The organism is Abyssogena phaseoliformis symbiont OG214, assembly GCF_016592595.1.
Lineage (GTDB): Bacteria > Pseudomonadota > Gammaproteobacteria > PS1 > Pseudothioglobaceae > Ruthia.
In genome coordinates, this window is the sequence record NZ_AP012977.1 from 844,178 (window position 1) to 865,692 (window position 21,515).

Consider the following 21,515-nt stretch of genomic DNA (forward strand, 5'->3'; position numbering starts at 1 on the left):
ACTTAAAATAAATTATGAAAATTTTATATTTTGCTTTACTTAAAGAATCCCTTAAACTGTCCAGTGAAGAGATTATTCTTGCTACTAACACCACAACAGCACAATTAAAAAAACAGCTTATTGATAAACATGGCGAGCATCATTTTCCAAACAATGTTCTTTGTGCGGTCAATCAAGAAATTGCTAATGATGCGGTTATTATCAGTGAAACAGATGAAGTAGCCTTTTATCCGCCAGTTACTGGCGGATAAATAATATCTTCAGTTTCTTATGAACAACCTGATTACAAATAATCTTCAAACGGATTTTTATCTCTAAAACTGCCTACCGCCAATAATGGCAGTCACTGCCGTTGCGCCACCAGGTGGATGCATACATTTCAAAAAATGCATGGCAACAAGCGCAAGTGGGATGGCAATTGAAGTCGCTAATAACGTATCAGCAATCAAATAAAAACAAGCAACACCTACCACAGCAGAGAAACACTATGCCCGCCAATTAAGTTCCACAAACGAGAAACTAAAGCGTGTGGCAAGCCAAATACCAACTTCTCTGAAGCGCTAGCTGAAGCGATAATTAAAGGGGAGCCAGTGCTTTGTAGAATAACATTAGAGAAAAATCCAGCCGTAACAACTGCTATGAACGCACCTATGGCTGATATTAATAATTCTTTATTACTCACCACTTTCCCCTTAGTAGTTCAACAAATAATCATAAATACACTTTATTTATATATGTATATTTTAAAACATCTTCAATGAGATGAATGATAAAAATTTAATCAATCAAACTCAGTAAAGAAAAAGTAATCTTGAAGCCTTTAGCCTGTACTCCGACCTCTTGGGCGTTTCATGCCAGATATTTTACAAGCTTGCTTTACATAGCCATAGGGAAACAAGTTAAACAACTTGGCTTTGACAGATTTTTTATCTACATCAAAATCAATTGCTATTTGTTTGGTAGTATGACGAGCATCAGGTGCACAACCCCGTGTTCATTATAATAATCTCTCATAAAATCAAATATAGTCCAATAATCATCTGTTAGCGTTATATTTTCTGATGTGGCTAACTCTATAAGGCTATCTCCTTGTTCCAATCTTCTGGATGAACTAAATAGCCCTCACCATCCAACTCTATTTCTTTATGGTTGATGTTCATGATTATTTATTGTATTTTTATATTCATAACACTAGGATCTTTAAAATCAAATCCTTGTATATCCGCATCTGCAGTAAGCATCTTGCTATATTCATTGATGCCAGAAGTTGTGGACTGGTTTTGTAAATATTCTTTAATATGCACCTCTACCATTTCAAATAGCAATGTTTCATCTCTTTCTTTGTCTAAAAATTTAACTTTATTGTTATCATAATAATGCTTACAAGATTCTACACTTGCTATAGGCATTATTACATTATCACTTAACAGTTGATTAATTTTTTCCTCCTCATTAATGGCATTTTTTTTAACACCGACTGCTTGCAATAATAATTGTTGAACAACTAATGCTTATGCTGCTTTAAAAATAACCCCCTCTACATTTGAAGCATCTGTTTGATAATTGCATTTCTTGTAATACATCATCATCGCTAATTTCTGCATGGTTGACTTTAATGGGCATAATTAATTACTTTCTTCTCTCTATTTGATAATTTGTGCGGGTTAGATATTGCACTGGCACACTCCAAATATGCACCAATCGAGTAAATTGAAAAATAACAAAAAGCGTCATACCTAATATTAAATGCAACTTAGATACCCAAACTTCGGCAATAATAAAATCAGCAGCACCCGTTTCTAAAGGTAGTGATGTGTTGTTCCCAATTAGCCAAAACAACCATTGAACTGCCATCTAAATGTTGTGCTGAATAAGGAATGGTTAACAACCCTAACAATAACTGTGCAAATAGGTAAAGCAAGATAAAAGTATCGCTAAACTTACTGGTTTTGCTAATACACTTATCAAACAAGCGTCTATTTAATAAAATTAACATACCAACCAAACACATTGTGCCAAAAATACCAGCAGCAGTCATTGCCATTATTTGCTTAGTCCCAGCACTCATAAATGGGTGATACACCCATTCTGGCGTTAATAAACCAACAAAATGACCAAAGAATAATAAAATAATCCCGACATGGAACAAGTTACTACCCCACAACACGCCTTTTTTTCGTAATAATTGCGATGAGTCTGCTTTCCAAGTATATTGGTCTCTATCATAACGTAATGCACTGCCCATAATAAATATTGTCATAGCAATATAAGGGTAGTAGCCGAAAAAAACTGATCTAAAAAAGTGTTCATAATATATCTCCGTGTTGTTAGTGTTGCGTTGGTTTCACAAGTGCTACACTCTGATGATTCTCCACTAAATGCTTCTTGTTCTTGCCATAACTCGTCTAATATTTCTGGCTCTTTAGGGCTATTTTCTATTACTTCTGCCACTTTAAATTGATTTGCCTTAATGCTAGACAACTCTTCTAATGCAAGAAAAATAGCGCGATAAGGTGATTTGTTCTTTTTAAGATGCCCGCCAATTAAAGCAATAATATCAATCGTATCTCCTAATGAGGCTATCGCCTCTTCAGTGTCGCATAAGGATAAATACTCTAAAAATAACGGCAGATAATCAGGTAATTCTTTCTTATCAAGAAACAAATTTTTCTTTGCATACATATCAATTAAATCAACCATAGCTTGACCACGATCGTGCGATTCGCCATGAATATACTCAAATAAGTTTAAACAATGAGCGCGACTTCTATCAAAATTTGCCACAAAGCGCTCTTGCAACTCTAAAAAATCCTGGTTTTTATAATCCTCTATAAAAGACAACAACTCTTTTAAGTGTTTTTTTAGATAGTAAAGATCCTTGTTTTAAAACCTCAGTCAAATCATCAATATTTTTATAAACTTTGATGTCTGGATAAGATAATAAAACAGCTAAGACTTTAAGTGTTTTCATACAATCTTTCCATTCATGGAATTAGAATGCATTTTATCACCAAATAAAGTCGCCGTTGTCGCACCTTCAGAACAACCATTGCCAAAACTAAATCTGCAAGAAGGCCTGGCATCAAAAGCAATTTCGTTATCAAAAGGAGTTTCGCCTGCATATTCTTTATGATTAGTAGGAATGACAAATCTATCTTCATAAGCAGCTAATGCCATGGTTCTATACATATCATCAACCATATCACCTCATCTAATACCTCCGTTAAAATGGCGTTATCAACACGCCTTGCACACATAAAGTTACGCATTGCGATCATTCTCTTTAAAGCAAATATAACAGGTTTATCATCACCTGCTGTGAACATATTCGCCAAATAACGGATTGGAATACGCAACTCTTCAACATTTAGAATAGGGCCTCGATTGTCAATCACACCTTTTTCAATTGCATTTTGAATTGGAGATAAGGGTGGCACATACCAAACCATAGGTAGTGTTCTGTACTTAGAATGCAGTGGGAAAGCCACCTTACAGTCAATTGCCATTTTATAAACAGGTGAGTTTTGAGCAGCTTCAATCCAACTATCAGGTACACCGTCTTTTTTAGCTTGTGCTTGAACTTCTTTATCATTTGGGTCTAAGAAAATACTCAACTGAGCTTCATATAAATCTTTTTCATCACTCATATTAGCCATTTCTTCAATTTTATCTGCATCATAAAGAATAACGCCTAATGAGCGAATTCTACCAACACAAGTTTCAGAACAAACCGTTGGCTCTCCAGATTCTATTCTTGGATAACAAGATGTACATTTTTCTGATTTGCCAGATTGCCAATTGTAATAAATCTTTTTATAAGGACAGGCACTAACGCACACTCTCCAACCACGACATTTGTCTTGATCAATTAAAACAATACCATCTTCTTCACGCTTATAAATAGCGCCAGATGGGCGTGCTGCCACACAAGCTGGATTAAGGCAATGTGCTCACACAGACGCGGTAGGTACATCATAAATGTATTTTCAAACTGTCTATAAACTTCTTTTTCTATGGTTTTAAAGTTGTAATCTTTTGAGCGTTTTTCAAATTCACCACCCAGAATTTCTTCCCAATTAGGCCCCCATTCTGGTTTTTCCATCATTTCGCCAGTAATCATAGAGTGTGGTCTTGCCACAGACGGTGTAACCATTTCAGGTGCATTTTGCAAATGCGCATAATTAAACGTAAATGGCTCATAGTAATCATCAATTTCAGGCAAATCAGGATTGGCAAATATTTTTGCTAACAATCTAAACTTCCGCCAATTTTTGGTTGCAATTTACCATTTTTAGACACCCAGCCACCATTCCACTTGTCTTGATTTTCCCAATCAACAGGGTGGCCAATACCAGGCTTTGTTTCTACATTATTAAACCAAGCGTACTCAACACCTTAGCGCTAGGTCCATACATTTTTACAAGTTACCGAGCAAGTATGACAATCAATACACTTGTCCAAGTTTAAAACCATTCCTATCTGTGCTTTTATTTTCATGAGTTCACTCCTTTTGCTGGCTCATCCTTCCAATCTACTTTATTCATTTTACGTACAACAACAAACTCATCACGATTAGAACCCGCTGTGCCATAATAGTTAAATCCATAAGACAATTGTACATAGCCACCAACCATATGGGTTGGGTTGGTAATTGTTCTAGTGACTCAATTGTGGATACCGCCTCTAAACCCAGATTTTTCTGCCACAGGCGTGGTGGTTATTTTCTCTTGAGCGTGATACATCATTGACATACCTTTTGGTACTCTTTGTGATACCACAGCTCTTGCTGCAATCGTACCATTAACATTATATAACTCAATCCAATCGTTATCTGCCACACCAATCTTTTTGGCATCAATTTCACTAATCTATACTACTGGACCACCACGATTAAGTGTGAGCATTAATAAGTTATCAGAATAAGTAGCCATTTTGATGCGGTGTAATCCAATTTAGAATAACCTGAGAGCGTCCATCATCATTTTCATTAATAATAGGTGCAACTGTTTTTAGTATTAACAGATGGCTTGTAAGTACATAAATTTTCACCAAAATATACCATCCACTTGTGGTCTTGATAAAACTGCTGCCTACCTGTTAACGTTCGCCAAGGAATGTATTCATGTACATTGGTATAGCCTGCATTATAACTAACGTGTTCGTCCTCAAGTCTTGACCAAGTCGGTGATGAGATGATTTTTCTAGGTTATGCTTACACATCTCTAAATCTAATTTTCTCATCTTCTTTTGGTTTTGCTAAGTAAGTATGGTCTCTACCTGTTATTTTTCCTAATACCTCCCAAGCTTTAACATCAGTTGCTTGCGCCATTTCTGCTGGTGTATCATGCAAAATAGGCAGGGCAACCACATCTTTTTCTTTACCTAAATACCCAGGACAAAGCTCTGAGAATTTTTTGGCTAAGCCTTTATAAATATCCCAATCACTCCTTGATTCCCAAGCAGGATCTACTGCTTTAGACAGTGGATGAGTAAATGGATGCATATCTGAAGTATTTAAATCATTCTTTTCATACCAGGTTGCTGATGGCAAAACGATATCTGAATACAGGCACGTGGTTGACATTCTAAAATCAAGCGTTACAAACAAATCAACCTTACCTTCTGCGCCTTCACGCCACCTAACCTCAGATAGTTTCTTGTCTGTCTCGTTGCCCAGTACTGCATTTTGTGCACCTAGTAAATGCTTAAGTAAATACTCATGGCCTTTGGCCACTAAAGCCCAATAAATTAGAACGCTAAATAAGCATGTTATGAGGAAAGTTTTTTGAATTGTCAAGGTCTTCACAAGAGAGCTTCAAGTCTTTAGATTTAAGTTGCTTAACAATATAATCCTTAACATTCATGCCTGCTTTTTCTGCTTGCTTAGTAATTTCTAATAGGTTTTTCTTCAAACTGTGGCGCAGAAGGCGCAACCAGCCCATTTTTTCACTGCGAACATTACAATCTATCATAGAATAGTTTTCCCATTCTTTTTTATTCGCTAATGGAGATAAAATATCATCAACTTCTAATTTCTCATACCGCCATTGGCTAGAATGATTATAAAAGAATGAAGTGTACCATTCATATGGCGGGGTGGGTGATGCCAATCCAGCGCAAATACCAATGGCTGCCACCCTGTTTGTGGACGAAGTTTTTCTTGACCCACACAATGAGACCAGCCGCCACCTGACTTACCAATACAACCACACATCATTAACATGTTAATGATGCCACGATAAATCATATCCATATGGTACCAATGGTTAACAGCAGTCCCTAAAATGACCATTGATTTACCTTGTGTTTTATCCGCATTTTCTGAAAATTCTCTAGCAATACGAATGGTTTGTTCTTTTGGCATGCCTGTTACTTTTTCACACCAAGCGGGCATGTAAGGTGTGCATCATCAAATGAAGCGGCCATATTATCGCCACCTAATCCTTGATCAACACTATAGTTTGCCATCATTAAATCAAACACAGTTGCAACTTTAACTTGCTTGCCGTTAGCCAATTTAACTGTCTTAATGGGTACGTTTCTCATTAAAACAGAATCATGTTCTGTGTTTGTAAATATTTCTTGGTCGTGTGCTTTGTTATTAAAATACGGGAAACCATTGGATACGATTTCATTAGTAGTGCCATCAATCAATAATGGCTTCCATTCAGTATTATCTTTTTCGCCCAAAGCGCCATAAATATCTGAAGCTCGAAGCGTTCTCCCAGCTGCAAGCACACCTTCTTTTTCTTCCAATATTACCAAAAACGGCATGTCTGTATATTGCTTGATATGGTTGGTAAAATATTCGCTTTTGTTGGTGACGTGATACTCTTTTAAAATCACATGCCCCGTTGTCATAGCAAGGGCTGCATCCGTACCTTGAGTTGGACTCATCCATTCATCAGACAACTTAGCAACTTCACTAAAATCAGGGGTTACTGCAATCGTCTTGGTGCCGTTATAACGAGATTCTGTAAAAAAGTGAGCATCCTGGGGTACGGGTTTGAGGCACATTAGAGCCCCATGCCATAATATAAGATGAGTTATACCAATCAGCATTTTCTATGCACGTCAGTTTGCTCACCCCAGGTTTGAAGTGATGATGGCGGTAAATCACAATACCAGTCATAAAAACTTAAACAAATACCGCCAATTAATGATAAATAACGAGAGCCTGCTGCATAAGACACCGTTGACATTGCAGGAATAGGTGAAAAACCAACAACCCTGTCTGGACCATAAGTTTTGGCAGTGTAGATATTGACAGCTGCAATAATTTCATTAACCCCCTCCCAGTCGGCACGAACCATACCACCTACCCAAGAACTTGTTTGTATTCTTTCGTTTTGGCTTTATCATCCATAATGGATTTCCATGCATCAACAGGGTGCAACATTTTATTTTTTAGCATCACGCTAAATTTTTAATAATCTAGAGCGAATCAAAGGATATTTAAGGCGAGTAGAGCTATATAAATACCATGAGTACGTTGCACCTCTTTGACAGCCTCTAAGCTCATGGTCTGGCAAATCTGGACAAGTTCTTGGGTAGTTGGTTTGTTGTGTCTCCCAAGTCACCAAGCCATTTTTTACATAAATTTTCCAACTACATGAGACCTGTGCAGTTAACACCATGCGTTGAACGAACAACTTTATCATGCCCCAACGGTTGCGATATGCCATTTCCCAATCTCTATTCTCATGTACCAACTTTCCATGACCATTAGAAAAATCTTCGGGCTTTGTTTTATTAAAAAATGTTATTCTATCTAATAAATGACTCATTCTTATCTCCTATTTCTATCTTATTTGTTAATTACTAAATTTTAATCATTGAAACATTATTCTACTCAGTGCTTTTAATAAAACCTTGATGTAGGTCAATAAATCAAATACTTTATCAAAAAAATAACACATATTTTTTTTGATAAAGAGGAATAACTCGCATTACTTTAATTTGTTCACCAACAAACACCTTAGGAATGATAAGCGCACCATACACGCCGCTACTGCAGATGTCCAACCCAGTACAGGACCTGCTTGTTCTTTGTTGAACACTTGTGAAATGGTTCTAAAAGTGGAGCCATTACCTAAGCTAGTCATTACAAATAACACCACAAATAAAATAAAAACAGCCAGAAAAACTCCTCTGGTGTGGCGCTAGCATAGGCTTGTTTCATAAAATAAGCCACGCCTAATGCTAATAACGTCATAACACCAGAGATAATTTGTGTTACCTTAGCACCGCAATCTTATCGGCAATCATGCCAACAAAAGCACCCATCCAAACATAAGTAAGTGCCGAAGGACTATTCAAATTGACAGTATTGTGCGTCATAACACCGTTAACCATAATATGCTGAAAACCAAAAATAACTTTAATTGAAAAAGCTAACGTTGCTGTATAACCAATAAAAGAGCCAAATGTCATTACATAAATAATAGTCATCACCCAAGTGTGCTTGTTTTCAAAAATCTTATACTGACGCCTCAAACCTTCTTTTATAGTCAGTACTCAAAGGTAAGAACTTTAATAAAAATACTGTTAAAGCAATAATAGGTAGTACCACCCATTTACTTGTCATTAATCCTGACCCATATGCCACTTCAGACAACATCAACCACAAGCCAAAAGCTGCAGTTACAAGACCTAAAATCAACATTACAATAATTTTAATAAACGCTCCTAAAGTTGATCCAATTTTAGGAGAAACATGATCTTCGGTAATATTGTTCATACTTAACCAAGAGGCAATAGAAAGTGGAATTAAAATAATCAACCAAATATAACCTGCATTTTGCAAATAGGTATCAGTGCCAGCAGGAATTTTGCCAATCAAAGTGCCTGAGGCAATTTGCAATTCTGTTGGGTTACCCATCACTGCAAGAGTCATCACCAATGGAATCACAATTTGCATGGTGGTTACACCAAAATTACCCAAACCAGCATTCATACCTAAAGAATAACCTTGAATTTTCTTTGGAAAGAAAAAGGAAATATTAGACATTGAAGAGGCAAAGTTACCGCCACCAAAACCTAATAATAAACTTGGAATAGATATCCACAAATTACAATTGCTTTACCTGTGCTTTCCCATTCGGACTTATCATCCGGATTCCAGCTTTTTATATCTTGAGCCATTTTGATCTCCTTTATTAAAAATTATTTAATACGTTCTTGTTTAAACTCGTTGTATCTTTTATTAAATTCTTCAATCAAATCTATTTGTTCTAACACCGCTTGAACAGCAATCACATCATCAGGGTTGTCGTGTGTTTGTGCAAATTCTTTTAACGCCTCTTCTCTTGCTTTTTTAGCATGTTTTATTTTTTCTCTTTAGCAAAAGTAAAATACATCCAAACCAAAGAAATTACTGTTGCGCCATACAACAGCATAAATACCACACTATTAATACCTGTATAGTCAATCAACATGCCAAACATAATCGGCAATAAAAAACCACCCACACCGCCAGCCAAACCCCAAAGCAATGCCTAAAACAAACAAAAAATCAGCAAACACCCAAACATTAAGACTTAAATCAAACATTGTCTCACCTGTGGTTGTTTTAATCACCAAAGCAGTTTGTGGATAGGATAGGATAAGAAAAATAAACTAATTAATAAAATCCACATCACCCACCAAGTTACTTGTAAGCACCATACTTATCTGAAAACCACCCGCCCAACGCACGAATGACATCTGAAGGTAATACAAAAACTGCTGCTAGCAATGCCGCAGTGGTTAGTTCAAACCCATATTCATTGAAATAATATTTTGTCATCCACAAAGAAAGAACAACCGCATAAATTTTTGGCACTGCTTGCTAGCTGTAAACCACTACCAAGGAAGGCGCAATAAATTTAGTTAACGCCGCACCAAAAATACCCATGGCAAAACCTTGATGCTCTTTATCAAACCATTTGGCAGTATAGGCAATACCCACAAACAAGCCCAATACTAAGAATTGCTAATACTGGGTTGCATCACCAATAAACCATAATGGAATAATCATGGTCAGCATTAAAATAAAGTAACAATACAGCCACCAATTTTGTCAGTCAACATACCCATTGGCAATCTAAACAGTGAACCTGTTAGAACAGGGGTTGCTACCAATAGTCCAAATTGGGTCTCTGATGATGCCAACAACTCTTTAATTGGGATACTAATAATTGAAAAACATGGCCCGCACAGCAAAACACGTTGTAAATGCAATAGTATTAGCCGCTAAGACTAAATTAGCTTGTGATTTTTGACTACTAATCATTGATAAATCCATAACTCTCTCCTTTGGTTTAATTTAAAATAAATGGGGTAATTTTACACTCAATCTAATTAAAGCCCTTGACCTAGGCCAAGAAAATATAAGTTTTTTATATTTATATCAAAGCAAAGTAAGAAAATAATTTGAATTTGGTTAAAATTGACTAATTAGACTATTTTTAACAATCTCTTGAATGGTAAAATTAATCAAAAAAATTAACTAACTGGTCTTTAAATATATGAGCAAAACAAACATTAAAATTGGCTTTATTACTATATCTGATCGCGCTGCTCGCGGTGAATATGAGGATATTAGTGGTCCTGCTATGCAAGATTGGATTAAAAATGCCGTTCTATCTCCTTATGAGATAGAAACCATTATTATTGAAGACGAGCAATCTTTAATTGAAAAAACCATGATTGATTTTGCTGATAACAAGTGTTGCAACCTAATTTTCACCACTGGTGGCACTGGACCTACAACACGTGATGTAACGCCCGAAGCAACGCATACTGTATGTGAACGCATCTTTGATGGCTTTGCGCAGCAAATGCGTAACGTATCATTGCGTACGGTTCCTACAGCTATTTTATCCCGCCAAACGGCAGGCACACGTGGCAGTAGCTTAATTGTCAACCTGCCAGGTAAGCCAACTGCAATTGCAGTATGTTTAGGTGCGGTGTTTTTGGCAGTGCCCAAATGTTTAGAATTACTTGATCAGTCTAATATTCAGATTGATTTAGATTTTATAGAACAAAAGTTTGAGTAAAAATTAACTGGCACTTTTTCCTAAAATATAGGCATCTATCAACGCCGTAGTGATATTGTCACTACGCTCTAGCTTGGGGAATGTGCTGTTGGATAATACGCTCAATGACTGGTAAACATTCTACCTTTTTGGTGTGCTTCTTTTAATAAAACTAAATCCAAAACACCTTGACTAACCACATCCTTGAACACATTCTTTTTCATTGGAAAAAACAATAGCTTGATCCACAACATCATTATTTCTAATTGATAAGAGTGTAAATCAATATTGTTGGATCGTACAATGGATAAATAAACGCAATGGTAAAAATCCTCATGATAAATAATATGGTCAATATCTATCACATCTTTTAATGCGTAATGCTGACCTTGATAATCAATATTAACAGTAAACGTATTAATGAACATTATTTAGTCAATGATAAAAATAATTTTGGCAACTCTTGAGGCAAAGACTCAATGCGGTCAATCACCGAATAATGCGAGCCGAAAATATCAGCTATATATTCATCTGCTTTTTTATCCAAACTAATACAATAAGGGTACATGCCTTTTTGTTGGGCTTCTTGCACAGCTTTGTGTGCATCTTGAATTAGGGTTTTTGGATCATGAACATCAATATCAGCAGGTTCTCCATCAGTCAAAATCAACATTAATTTTTTATCGCTTTGCTGTAAATCTAAGTAATGTGCGCCGTGGCGAATAGCAGCGCCCATTCTAGTAGAAAATTCAGCTTTTAAATCGGCCAAACGTGACTTTACTGCATCATCCCAATGCTCACCATAGCCTTTGATGTGGTAATACATAACCTTTTGTCTGGTGTCAGAATTAAACCCAGCAATAGCAAAATTATCACCCAACTGCTCCACCGCCCAAGCCAACAAAGATACTGCCTCTTGTGAGAGCTCTAAAATAGTTTGCCCAGATTGACCCACAACTTCATTTAACGACTCTGATAAATCTAACAACAATAACACGGATACACTGCGAGAATCATGTTCAAAATCAATATTAATTCTGGTATCAGGCTGAGAGCCATTTTTAATATCAATCACACTACGTAATGCAATATCAAGGTCTAACTCAGCACCCTCTTCTTGATAACGAAGGCGTTTCTTATTTTGTGGCTTGAGTAAATCAAGCACTTTTTTAAGTTGCTTAACCAGGGCTGAATGTTTGTCAAGAATTCTATCAATCTTTGATGCATCGCTGTGCGAATGCAATCGCTCATACACAGCTGCCCAGTCAGGCTTATAAGACTTATAAGTATAATCCCATTCATCATAATAATGTGGTGGTATTATTTCAACTTGCCCCTCATCTTCTTCTTCGGATTTTTTTTGATGCTCAAAAATATTATCCTCTTCATCAAACTCTTCGATAAACAGCCACATTGAGCGATTATCATCTCGATAAGTCACTTCAGTATTTTCAAAATAAATATTAGCCAGTGCATCTGAAGCATTTCTTGTTTTAATTAAATACCCCAAACCAAGGCTTAAACTATCTGATGTGCTTGTTTCTCCTGCACTCATTAACAGCTTAAATTTTTCAACATAATCTAGGATGATTTTATTTTTATAAGGATGATTGTCATCAAGTAGCGCACGCGTGAGTATAATGGCGCGATGGCGCAAGCAAGATTGGTGCTCATTATCACAATCCAATTCATCAACAATTGGAATTAAGCTTAACCATAAATTTTTCAAACCAGGGTAGGTTTGAATGGACAAATACTCAACCCGAGCATCTTCAAAAATCTCAGTAAAAAATCTTTGTTGTGGTGAAACATTGTCAGCCACAATCTTGGTGGTGAATTGGTGATGTGCAATCAAATGTGCCACTAAAGCCATATAGCGCTTACAAGCACTAATACCGTTTAATGGCTCATAAATATCAGGCAAACGAATAACGCTACCTTCTAAATAAGGATGAAAATGTTCTAATTTTTCAAAATCTGGAGAATACGGTGCATACATAAAGTCTGTTTTCCAAAGCGCGCGCTGAAACAAATTAATTTCTCGCTCAATATCACTAAACAACAAACCCTTTCTTTGACGTTGAAATACAGCTTTTGAATCAGCGCTTGATAATGAAAAATACTCCTCTTGCCGTTCAGGATGGTCTTGAAAATATCTTAAACCATAATTAATCCACTCATAAACACCTTTAAATTCTAATTGCTCCAACAACAAATGCATATTAGTAAGCATGGCTATTAATGACGGGGAAGCATGCGTATCATGAATACCGTGCACTGAAAATGTGGTTTTACTTAAATGATATTCAATTAAATTCAGGTACTCATCAAGCTGTTCATTGTTTGTATGCTCAACAACATCAATAAAGCTATTTAAGAATGGCTCAACTGCTCCTTTGTTGGGTGTTCTAGATATTTTTTGATAGGCAAAATCCACAATTTTTTGAATACTGCCATCACCATAAAACTCACCCACCCAAGGCATGGTTTTCAAAAAAACAATCGACAGTGCATCTCCCTGCCCAATTTTTGCTAAAAATTCAGCACCGTTGTAGTACTCAATTAAACTTTGTTCTGAAAGTTTTTGAGTGGCTTGCTCAATATTTGCAGAAAACACTCTTTGAACCGTGTTAAAAGCACAATTTAAGGATTGATGTTGACTTACGTCAGCCATGCTATTAAATAACTTTTAGTCAAAAATTACGTCAATTGCACCACTCATGGTGGTGCGAATTTCTGCATCATCAGTAATTGGGCATACCAGTGCCATGTTGCAAGCATCTTTCACGCCAACGCCTGAAGTAATTAGTGTACCCGCATAATTAAGTAATCGCGTTGATGCGCCCTCATCAAGCCCATGACCAACCAAATTACGAGTCGCATGAGCAAGTTTGACTAATTTAGTTGCAATATTAACATCAACACCTGATTCTTTAACAACAATATTGGCTTCTAATTCAGCATTAGCGTAATCAAAATCCATGCCAGTAAAGCGCTGCTTAGTTGATTGCTTAAGATCCTTCATCAATGATTGATAACCTGGGTTATATGAAATCACCAATTGAAAGTCTGAGTGTGCTTTGACAAGTTCACCCTTTTTATCCAACATTAACTCACGCCTATGGTCAGTCAGGGAGTGGATAACCACCATTGTATCTTGGCGTGCTTCTACAATTTCATCCAAATAACAAATTGCACCATGACGTGCTGCTAGTGTTAATGGGCCATCTACCCAGCGAGTGCCATTAGTGTCTAACAAAAAACGACCAATCAAGTCCGAAGCGGTAATATCTTCGTTACAAGATACGGTAATAATAGGCTTGTCCAGTTTATAAGCCATGTGTTCAATAAAACGAGATTTTCCACAACCTGTTGGTCCTTTGACCATCACTGGTAATTTTACATTATAGGCTGCAGTGTATAGTTCTACTTCGTTTGATTGAGCTTCATAAAAAGGCTCTAATTTAATTTTAAATTGGTTGATATCGAAATCTGACATAGCTCTATCCTGAATTTATAATGTTTATATTTTAATACTTTGTATATAAAAAACCCCTGCATGTAGCCCAGAGGCTTTTTATGAACTATTTGCTACAAGTTTTACTTGTGAACGCCTAGCTTGTCTCTCCAACCAGGATATAAAGAATCAGCATCCCCTGGGAATGACTCAAATGCACGGGCAAATTCATTATGGTCTTTAGCAAACTCGATTGGATCTGCTTTCGCCATCCAGCACTCATAGGCTTGACGTAGTGACTTAGCACCCGCCGCAGGAGAGTCAATATGGCCGTAAGAACCACCACCAGAAGTGTTGATTACATTACCATGACCTAAGTTTTCAAAGAAACCAGGAAGACGTAGTGCATTCATACCGCCAGAGATAATTGAAGTAGTAGGTTTCATGCCAAACCACTCTTGATGGAAAAAAGGACCATCAGCACTATCACGTTCTAACATGTAACAAATATGTCGATCGTCAGCACCACCTTCCATTTTACCAAATCCCATTGTACCTACATGGATACCAGACGCACCCATTAGGCGAGAAAGTTTACCTAAAACAAAGGCGGTATAACCACGCACAGAGCTTGGAGAAGTAATCGCACCATGGCCTGCTCTATGATAATGCAAGTATTGATTAGGGTAGTTACGACGTGCAGTAGTAATCATACCACAGCCACCAACATAACCATCAACTAAGAAAGCCACATGATGCGCATTTTCAGCAAAAGTTTCTAAGATGTAATCAGCACGAGCACACATTTCATGGTGATCATCAGCGGTAATATTAGCAGAGAAAATTTTAGCTTCGCCAGTTTCATCTTGCGCACGCCTCATAGCGTCAGCAACTAAAGGTGTTACATCTTTCATACGAGCATAAACTTGGTTACCTTGAGGTTCGTCATTCTTAATAAAATCACCACCCAACCAAAACTGGTACGCCGCTTCAGCAAAAGGTTTTGGACGAAGACCTAACTTAGGTTTAATAATTGTTCCCGCAATATAACCACCATCAGTTCTAGGACGACCTAAAATACTCCATAAATCAGTGATGTCCATAGAAGGACCGTCAAAAATTTCTAAGAATTTTCTTGAAATCCAGAAGTCTTGAATTTGAGCACATTGAACATCGCCCATGCCTTGGTTATTACCAATAATCAGAGTAAGTAATGATACAACCATAGCACGACCGTCAATTAAGTTGCGGTCAAATAAGTTGTTAGGATATGCAATTTTCATGATGCCTTTAGCTTCATCAATTTCATACACCATTGCATCTAAATCTTTAGTAAAATCATCAGTAGTTGATACTTCTACATTGGTTCCTGTTGAACTTTCGGCAGCAAAATGAGCCGCTGTCTCTAAATAACCACCAAAACCAGGCATTGGTGTCATAGTGTAGGCAACAAGAAAATGATTACCTTCTTTAATTAACGTTTCTTCGTCTAATGACAAATCGGCGTATCTATTGGATTGATCCATTGTGAACTCCTGTCTATTAAAAAACACCCATGATACAAGAACATTTAAATAATGTAAAATAATATTTATTTAGTAAATAATAATATTTACTTATGATTTTTATAACAAGCAAATCTTATCAAAATGATTAACTATACATTGAAACAACTATACAGCTTTGAGGCGGTAATACGTCTATCCAGTTTTACCAAGGCTAGCAAAGAACTTAATATTACACAACCTGCTGTGTATATGCAAATCCAACAATTGCAAAAAAATATTGGTTCTTATTTGGTTAATATTAAAGGCAAAAGCATCCATCCTACTTTTATTGGAAAAAAACTATATCAAACCTGCTTGGAAGTGATTAACAAGCTAGAACAAACCAAATCTGATATTGAGCAAACACTAGATCCTGACTCTGGACATCTGCAAATTGCAGTTGCCACCACAACTAACTCATTCATTAGCCGCGTCTTGGCAAAATTTAAACGACAATATCCAAAAATGACCTTTCACTTAGAAGTGACCAACCGTAAACTGCTACTTGAAAAACTAAATAACAATGAAACCGATTTGGTTGTCATGGGAGAACCGCCATCAGACATGCCACTAATAACACAGCCCTTTATGGAAAACCCGCTCATCGCTATTGTGCATCCTAAACACCCACTACTTGCTAACAATCACAACACCATTAAAACACTTATGCATGAAACTTTAATTACCCGTGAACAAGGCTCAGGCACACGTATTACTATTGAGCGCATTACAGGTATGCAATTTAATTCAAATATTGAAATTAACTCTAACGAAGTAACCATTAAAGCAGTTCAGGCAGGGCTAGGTATCGGTTTTGTCTCTAAGCATACGGTTAAGTTAGAATTACAAAGTGGTATTATCAAGCAGCTTAATGTTGAAAAATTCCCCATTACTCGTCACTGGCACGTGGTGCACAATAATAATAAACTCTCGCCCATTGCAAAGCGCTTTAAAGCATTCATTATTGCAAGTAGTTAAAACAATAACTTTTTAAATAAAAATGCAATCGCTACTAAAATAATAAGACCTAATATTTTTTCCATGGCTTTCAGGCTAAATCTAAATGAACCCATATAAGAACCAAAAAAGCCACCAATAATGGCTGCTGTAATAAGTGGCATATACTGCGTTAAATCAATCGAGTTGTATTGCAAGCGTGAAACAAGCCCAGAAAATAACACACTCCAAACAAAAATTGTAGCTGTTGCTGCCGCCTCTTTTGGGGAGCCAATTCTAAACATAATAATAGGGATTAAATATATCCCGCCACCTATACCAACAATACCTGCAACCAATCCAAGTATCGAACCAGAAACTAAAGAGATGATGATTTTTTTCTGATGGTTTAAATCTAGTCTAAAGCTAGCATTTTTCCAAAAATAAATACGCGCAGACACCACAAATAAGTGACATTAATAATACCCATAAAAATGCAGTTTTTGACAAATGTAATGTGCCGCCCAGATAGGCAAAAGGCATGGCAGATATCAAAAATGGCAAAATAATAGACAACTTGCCATGTTTGTTGCGCAAAAAATTATAACTACCTAAAGTGCTAACAAACAAATTAAGCGACAAAGACATCATAGGAACAACTAATGTTCATGCCAACAATCACCCCATCAATGCTGTATAAGACGAACCACTGCCAAGACCAATAGACGAATGCACAAACACCGCCACAAAAAATATCAGCGGTAAAACAAACTTAAAATAAGGAATTAGTTCCATTAATGACTATTTTACAAAATAATACCGGCCGTTATCAATGTCAATTAACCACTAAGAAAACACAATGGTTTTATTATGGCAAGTTAACACTCGATCTTCCAAATGGTATTGCAAGCCTTTTGCTAGCGTAATTTTCTCAATATCTTGCCCTATCTTCTTCATATCATCCGCACTATCACCATGACTCACTCTGGTGACATCTTGTTCAATAATTTCAATAATCAGGCCTTCATCTAACACGCCAATCACATAATGACAAGTTGCGCCGATTAATTTAACACCACGTTGCGCGGCACGAGAATATGGATTTGCACCTGTAAATGATAGCAAGAAGCTATGATGGATATTAATAATTTTATTTTTGTATTGACTGCTTTGCTCATTTTGGCAATATCATCATTTTTAGTTGATTGATGAATACTCTTTTTAACTGCACCGCATCGCTTAATCACCAAACCATATTGTATTGATTAGCAACTAAGATAAAGGCATTTTTAAATTCACTTAAGGAGCAAGACAAAGAACTTGATTCAATTTCAATGCGCATAAAGAAATGTTGGTTTTGTTCATCAAGATGGTGGTGAACCTCCTTAATATTACCCTGATGCTTAAAAATAAATTGACTGACTACAGCCACCAAGCCATGCGCATCTGGACATGAAATTAAAAGTCTATAAACGCTCATGATGGTTAAGTCCTATATTCTGCATTAATTTTTATATAGTCATAAGAAAGGTCAGTTGTCCATACACTTTCTTTTGACACGCCTTTGCCAATTTCAATGGTGATAACAATTTCAGATTTTGCCATTTGTGCCTGACCTTGCGTTTCAGTGTAGTGGGTATTCAATTCCCCTGCTTTAATCAAACACACGTCACCTAAATAAACACTCACTTCTTCAACTTTTAAATGCGCAATATTGGCACGCCCTACCGCTGCTAAAATTCTCCCCCAATTTGCATCGGAAGCAAATAAAGCAGTTTTAACCAAAGGTGAATGTGCAACCGTATAGGCCACTTCAAGACAGTCCTTGGCGCTTACTCCACCCTTAACGCACACTTCGACAAACTTAGTTGCACCTTCACCGTCTTTAATAATTTTATATGCCAACGTTTTAGTGACAGCATTTAGTGACTGTTGAAACTCATCCATACAATCATTAATTTTAACACCAGATGTGCCAGTCGCACTTAACGTACAAGCATCATTAGTAGAGGTGTCGCCATCAACAGTAATGCGATTAAAAGATTGGTTAACTGCTTGAGTTAAACAATTTTGTAACTCGGATTGAGTGGCTTCAATATCGGTAAAAATAAAACCAAGCATGGTTGCCATGTCAGGGCGAATCATGCCTGATCCTTTAGCAATACCAGTGATGGTAATCAAATCACCGCCTATTTTAAATTGTTCAGAATGCACTTTATCAACCAAATCAGTGGTCATAATGGCTTGTGCTACTTGGGGTAAGTTGTCTATTGCCAAACTAGAAACCAATGTAGATACATTGTCCTCAAAACAAGCCATGGGCAATGCTTGCCCAATCACACCTGTTGAAAATGGCAACACCTGTTCAGCCTTGACGCCTAACTCTTTTGCCACCAATTCACAAACTTTATAAGCGTTTTTAAGCCCTACGCTACCACTGCCTAAACCTGTGCCTGCATTGGCGTTACCACTATTAATGACCAATGCTTTAATGGTATGATTAAGATGATTTTTTGCCACCAATACAGGCGCAGCACAAAATACATTTTGCGTAAAAACTGCTGCAGTTTGTGTGCCTTTTCCCAAGCTAACAATAGATAAATCTAGCTTTTTAGTATCCTTAGTGTTTGAGTTTACCGATGAATTTTGTGCACGCTTAATGCCAGCATTGATTGCTGCACAAGTAACGCCGTTAATGTTTAATAAATCATCCATGTCGTATAAAAGTTTTAGCCAATTAAGACTTGTTTTTTGAATGCTATTATAAATGTATAGACAAATAACATCATGAATTATTGTTTATAACTTTGTTTTATAGGACTTTGCATAAATAGGGATGATTGGCAAAATAACAGATTTTATTAATCTGGGAATTTTTTAAAATTGATGAAAGATGGTGTTTTGATGATTATTCATATTTATACAAAGGTCTCGTTTTAAAAGTTTTTTGAAGATTTTTTATCCAATAACTGAAATATCAACATTAGCGCTGCACCAAATAGTACCATTATAAGTGCCGGTACAGCGGCTCGTTCAAACAAACCTTCAGCGCTTAATTCATACACCTGAACTGCTAATGTATCCCAGCCAAATGGGCGCAATAAATAAGTGGCTGGCAGTTCTTTCATCACATCAACGGCAACCAACAAACCACCTGCCAAAATTCCTGGGCTCATCATGTGTAAGTATATTTGCCAAATAAGCCGTAAGCGTGACGCACCAAGTAGGCGTGCGCTTTGGGTAAACACGGGCTTAATTTGCTCAGCACTAGCTTTAATTGAACTATAACCAATTGCCATAAAACGAGATACATAAGCAAACAACAACAAAGCAATGGAGCCAAAAATAATATGATTAATACTTGGCCCGCCAAAATATACACTGATTGCTGACACTTGATTAATGCCATATAGCAACCCAACAGCCATAATTGAGCCTGGTAATGCATAGCCTAACGTAGCCATGCTGATCACACCTTTAAGCCAAGGACTGTTCCTTTTACAATGACTAGGCAATGCCAATATAGTAGCAATACTAACCGTTATTAAAGCAGCTGATACAGTTAGAGCCGAAGTTGATATAATCAAATCAACATACTTAACACTCCATTCCTCACCTACAGACGTCCAACCCCAAATGATTAGTTGTAACATAGGCATAGCAAAAGAAAGCATAAACACGCCAAATACAAACAAACTAATCAGCCAGCCAACAGCACCTAAAGCATGGTAAGGCTTTTTATTAGACACGTCATTTGAATAATATTTTGCTTGGCCGCGTGCTTTTTTTTCAAAATAAATTAAGAAAAATGCCACTAGCACTAATAATGATGCTAATTGCGCTGCCACTTCAATGGAACGAAAATCACCCCAAGCCGAATAAATTGCCGTAGTAAAAGTATCAAAATTAAACAGACTAACCACACCAAAATCAGCCAGTGTTTCCATTAGCGTTACTAACAACCCAGCAGCAACAGCTGGGCGTGCCATAGGCAGAGATATTTTTAAAAACACACGTAAAGGACTGGCACCTAATAATTGACCGGCTTCAATTATATTAATCTTTTGGCGTTTAAATGAGGCGCGTGCCATCATGTATACATAAGGGTAAAATACCAATACGAAAGTAAGAATAATCGCCCACGATCCAGTGCGAATATCAAATCCTGGCAAACCCAACACTTCACGCATCCACACTTGCGCATAGCCAGAATAATCAAACACACCTAAATATACAAAAGCCAGTACATATGCAGGAATGGCAAAAGGCAGAAACAACGCCCACTCTAGCCATCGTCTACCGGGAAATTCCACCATCACCACCAAATACGCTAAAATTGTACCCAAAAGTGTAACGCCTAGCCCTACACCAATAAGCAAAATCACAGTAGTACTAATTAAACTTGGCAATAAAACAGTGGAAAAATGTGCCCACAATTCACGCTCTGGGAACAACCACGACAAAGCCACGACAAAAATTGGCATAGCCACTAATAGCGCCAATACACTAATCCAAATTTTTGATTTAAGGCAGTTTTTTTCCAAAATACTTCTTTTT

Annotated in this window: 17 protein-coding genes and 6 pseudogenes; 3 read left to right on the plus strand and 20 right to left on the minus strand. The window is 36.9% G+C overall.

The window, feature by feature from the left end; genetic code table 11:
* The first annotated feature begins 14 nt into the window (after window positions 1-14).
* A complete protein-coding gene (moaD, locus tag CVPH_RS05395; protein ID WP_201340724.1) occupies window positions 15-251 on the plus strand; it encodes a molybdopterin converting factor subunit 1 in 237 nt (78 codons plus the stop codon).
* 63 nt (window positions 252-314) lie between these two features.
* Here the strand turns inward: moaD and CVPH_RS05400 are convergent, their stop codons facing one another.
* The 12 genes and pseudogenes from CVPH_RS05400 to CVPH_RS05460 form a co-directional block, all read right to left on the minus strand.
* Entirely contained in the window at window positions 315-449 is a 135-nt protein-coding gene (locus CVPH_RS05400) for an HPP family protein (RefSeq protein ID WP_245396145.1), read from the minus strand.
* 17 nt (window positions 450-466) lie between these two features.
* Window positions 467-682 carry an HPP family protein gene (locus tag CVPH_RS05405; RefSeq protein ID WP_201340726.1) on the minus strand — a complete coding sequence of 72 codons (216 nt, stop codon included), beginning with the start codon at window positions 680-682 and terminating at the stop codon, window positions 467-469.
* A gap of 138 nt (window positions 683-820) precedes the next feature.
* Window positions 821-952: a TusE/DsrC/DsvC family sulfur relay protein gene (locus CVPH_RS11015; RefSeq protein ID WP_342590476.1), complete on the minus strand. Its 132-nt coding sequence runs from the start codon at window positions 950-952 to the stop codon at window positions 821-823.
* Window positions 949-1,098 (minus strand): TusE/DsrC/DsvC family sulfur relay protein, encoded by a 150-nt coding sequence (locus CVPH_RS11230; protein ID WP_425353104.1) that lies wholly within the window; start codon window positions 1,096-1,098, stop codon window positions 949-951. Before CVPH_RS11230 ends, CVPH_RS11015 begins: the two co-directional genes overlap by 4 nt.
* 68 nt (window positions 1,099-1,166) lie before the next feature.
* Window positions 1,167-1,487 (minus strand): hypothetical protein, encoded by a 321-nt coding sequence (locus CVPH_RS05415; protein ID WP_201340727.1) that lies wholly within the window; start codon window positions 1,485-1,487, stop codon window positions 1,167-1,169.
* Window positions 1,488-1,629: 142 nt separating this feature from the next.
* Window positions 1,630-2,260: pseudogene (narI, locus tag CVPH_RS05420) on the minus strand (respiratory nitrate reductase subunit gamma).
* Complete coding sequence (gene narJ, locus CVPH_RS05425) at window positions 2,257-2,841, minus strand: nitrate reductase molybdenum cofactor assembly chaperone (protein WP_201340728.1); 585 nt, start codon at window positions 2,839-2,841, stop codon at window positions 2,257-2,259. The pseudogene narI and the gene narJ overlap by 4 nt, the downstream one beginning before the upstream one ends.
* A complete protein-coding gene (locus CVPH_RS05430; protein ID WP_201340729.1) occupies window positions 2,819-2,971 on the minus strand; it encodes a hypothetical protein in 153 nt (50 codons plus the stop codon). The genes narJ and CVPH_RS05430 overlap by 23 nt, the downstream gene beginning before the upstream one ends.
* Window positions 2,968-4,497 (minus strand): annotated as a pseudogene (narH, locus tag CVPH_RS05435) (nitrate reductase subunit beta). The gene CVPH_RS05430 and the pseudogene narH overlap by 4 nt, the downstream one beginning before the upstream one ends.
* Window positions 4,494-7,787: pseudogene (locus CVPH_RS10775) on the minus strand (molybdopterin-dependent oxidoreductase). The pseudogenes narH and CVPH_RS10775 overlap by 4 nt, the downstream one beginning before the upstream one ends.
* A gap of 166 nt (window positions 7,788-7,953) precedes the next feature.
* A pseudogene (locus CVPH_RS10170) lies at window positions 7,954-9,070 on the minus strand (MFS transporter); the annotation flags it as partial.
* Window positions 9,071-9,326: 256 nt separating this feature from the next.
* A pseudogene (locus tag CVPH_RS05460) lies at window positions 9,327-10,270 on the minus strand (MFS transporter).
* Between the two features lie 238 nt (window positions 10,271-10,508).
* Between CVPH_RS05460 and mog the strand changes: the two are divergent.
* Complete coding sequence (mog, locus tag CVPH_RS05465) at window positions 10,509-11,039, plus strand: molybdopterin adenylyltransferase (RefSeq protein WP_201340733.1); 531 nt, start codon at window positions 10,509-10,511, stop codon at window positions 11,037-11,039.
* A gap of 101 nt (window positions 11,040-11,140) precedes the next feature.
* On the opposite strand, the gene CVPH_RS05470 is transcribed toward mog, so the two are convergent.
* The 4 genes from CVPH_RS05470 to CVPH_RS05485 all read right to left on the minus strand — a co-directional run bounded on the left by CVPH_RS05470 (window position 11,141) and on the right by CVPH_RS05485 (window position 16,001).
* Complete coding sequence (locus tag CVPH_RS05470) at window positions 11,141-11,446, minus strand: hypothetical protein (RefSeq protein ID WP_201340734.1); 306 nt, start codon at window positions 11,444-11,446, stop codon at window positions 11,141-11,143.
* A complete protein-coding gene (locus CVPH_RS05475) occupies window positions 11,446-13,692 on the minus strand; it encodes a nitric oxide reductase activation protein NorD (RefSeq protein WP_201340735.1) in 2,247 nt (748 codons plus the stop codon). The genes CVPH_RS05470 and CVPH_RS05475 overlap by 1 nt, the downstream gene beginning before the upstream one ends.
* A 15-nt stretch (window positions 13,693-13,707) precedes the next feature.
* Window positions 13,708-14,517, minus strand: a complete 810-nt coding sequence (locus tag CVPH_RS05480) for a CbbQ/NirQ/NorQ/GpvN family protein (RefSeq protein WP_201340736.1) — start codon at window positions 14,515-14,517, stop codon at window positions 13,708-13,710.
* A 101-nt stretch (window positions 14,518-14,618) separates the two neighbouring features.
* A complete protein-coding gene (locus CVPH_RS05485; protein ID WP_201340737.1) occupies window positions 14,619-16,001 on the minus strand; it encodes a ribulose-bisphosphate carboxylase in 1,383 nt (460 codons plus the stop codon).
* Window positions 16,002-16,124: 123 nt separating this feature from the next.
* Between CVPH_RS05485 and CVPH_RS05490 the strand changes: the two genes are divergently transcribed.
* The gene (locus CVPH_RS05490; protein ID WP_201340738.1) at window positions 16,125-17,000 is read left to right on the plus strand and encodes a LysR family transcriptional regulator; all 876 of its coding nucleotides are present in this window, start codon (window positions 16,125-16,127) and stop codon (window positions 16,998-17,000) included.
* On the opposite strand, the gene CVPH_RS05495 is transcribed toward CVPH_RS05490, so the two are convergent.
* The 4 genes and pseudogenes from CVPH_RS05495 to CVPH_RS05510 form a co-directional block, all read right to left on the minus strand.
* On the minus strand, window positions 16,997-17,419 hold the full coding sequence (locus CVPH_RS05495) for a TSUP family transporter (protein ID WP_225879646.1): 423 nt from the start codon (window positions 17,417-17,419) through the stop codon (window positions 16,997-16,999). The two genes, CVPH_RS05490 and CVPH_RS05495, sit on opposite strands and share 4 nt — an antisense overlap.
* Window positions 17,420-17,804: 385 nt before the next feature.
* Window positions 17,805-18,438 (minus strand): annotated as a pseudogene (locus CVPH_RS05500) (formyltransferase family protein).
* Between the two features lie 5 nt (window positions 18,439-18,443).
* On the minus strand, window positions 18,444-19,673 hold the full coding sequence (gene argJ, locus CVPH_RS05505; RefSeq protein WP_201340740.1) for a bifunctional glutamate N-acetyltransferase/amino-acid acetyltransferase ArgJ: 1,230 nt from the start codon (window positions 19,671-19,673) through the stop codon (window positions 18,444-18,446).
* A 221-nt stretch (window positions 19,674-19,894) separates the two neighbouring features.
* On the minus strand, window positions 19,895-21,502 hold the full coding sequence (locus CVPH_RS05510) for an ABC transporter permease (protein WP_201340741.1): 1,608 nt from the start codon (window positions 21,500-21,502) through the stop codon (window positions 19,895-19,897).
* Window positions 21,503-21,515 lie beyond the last annotated feature (13 nt).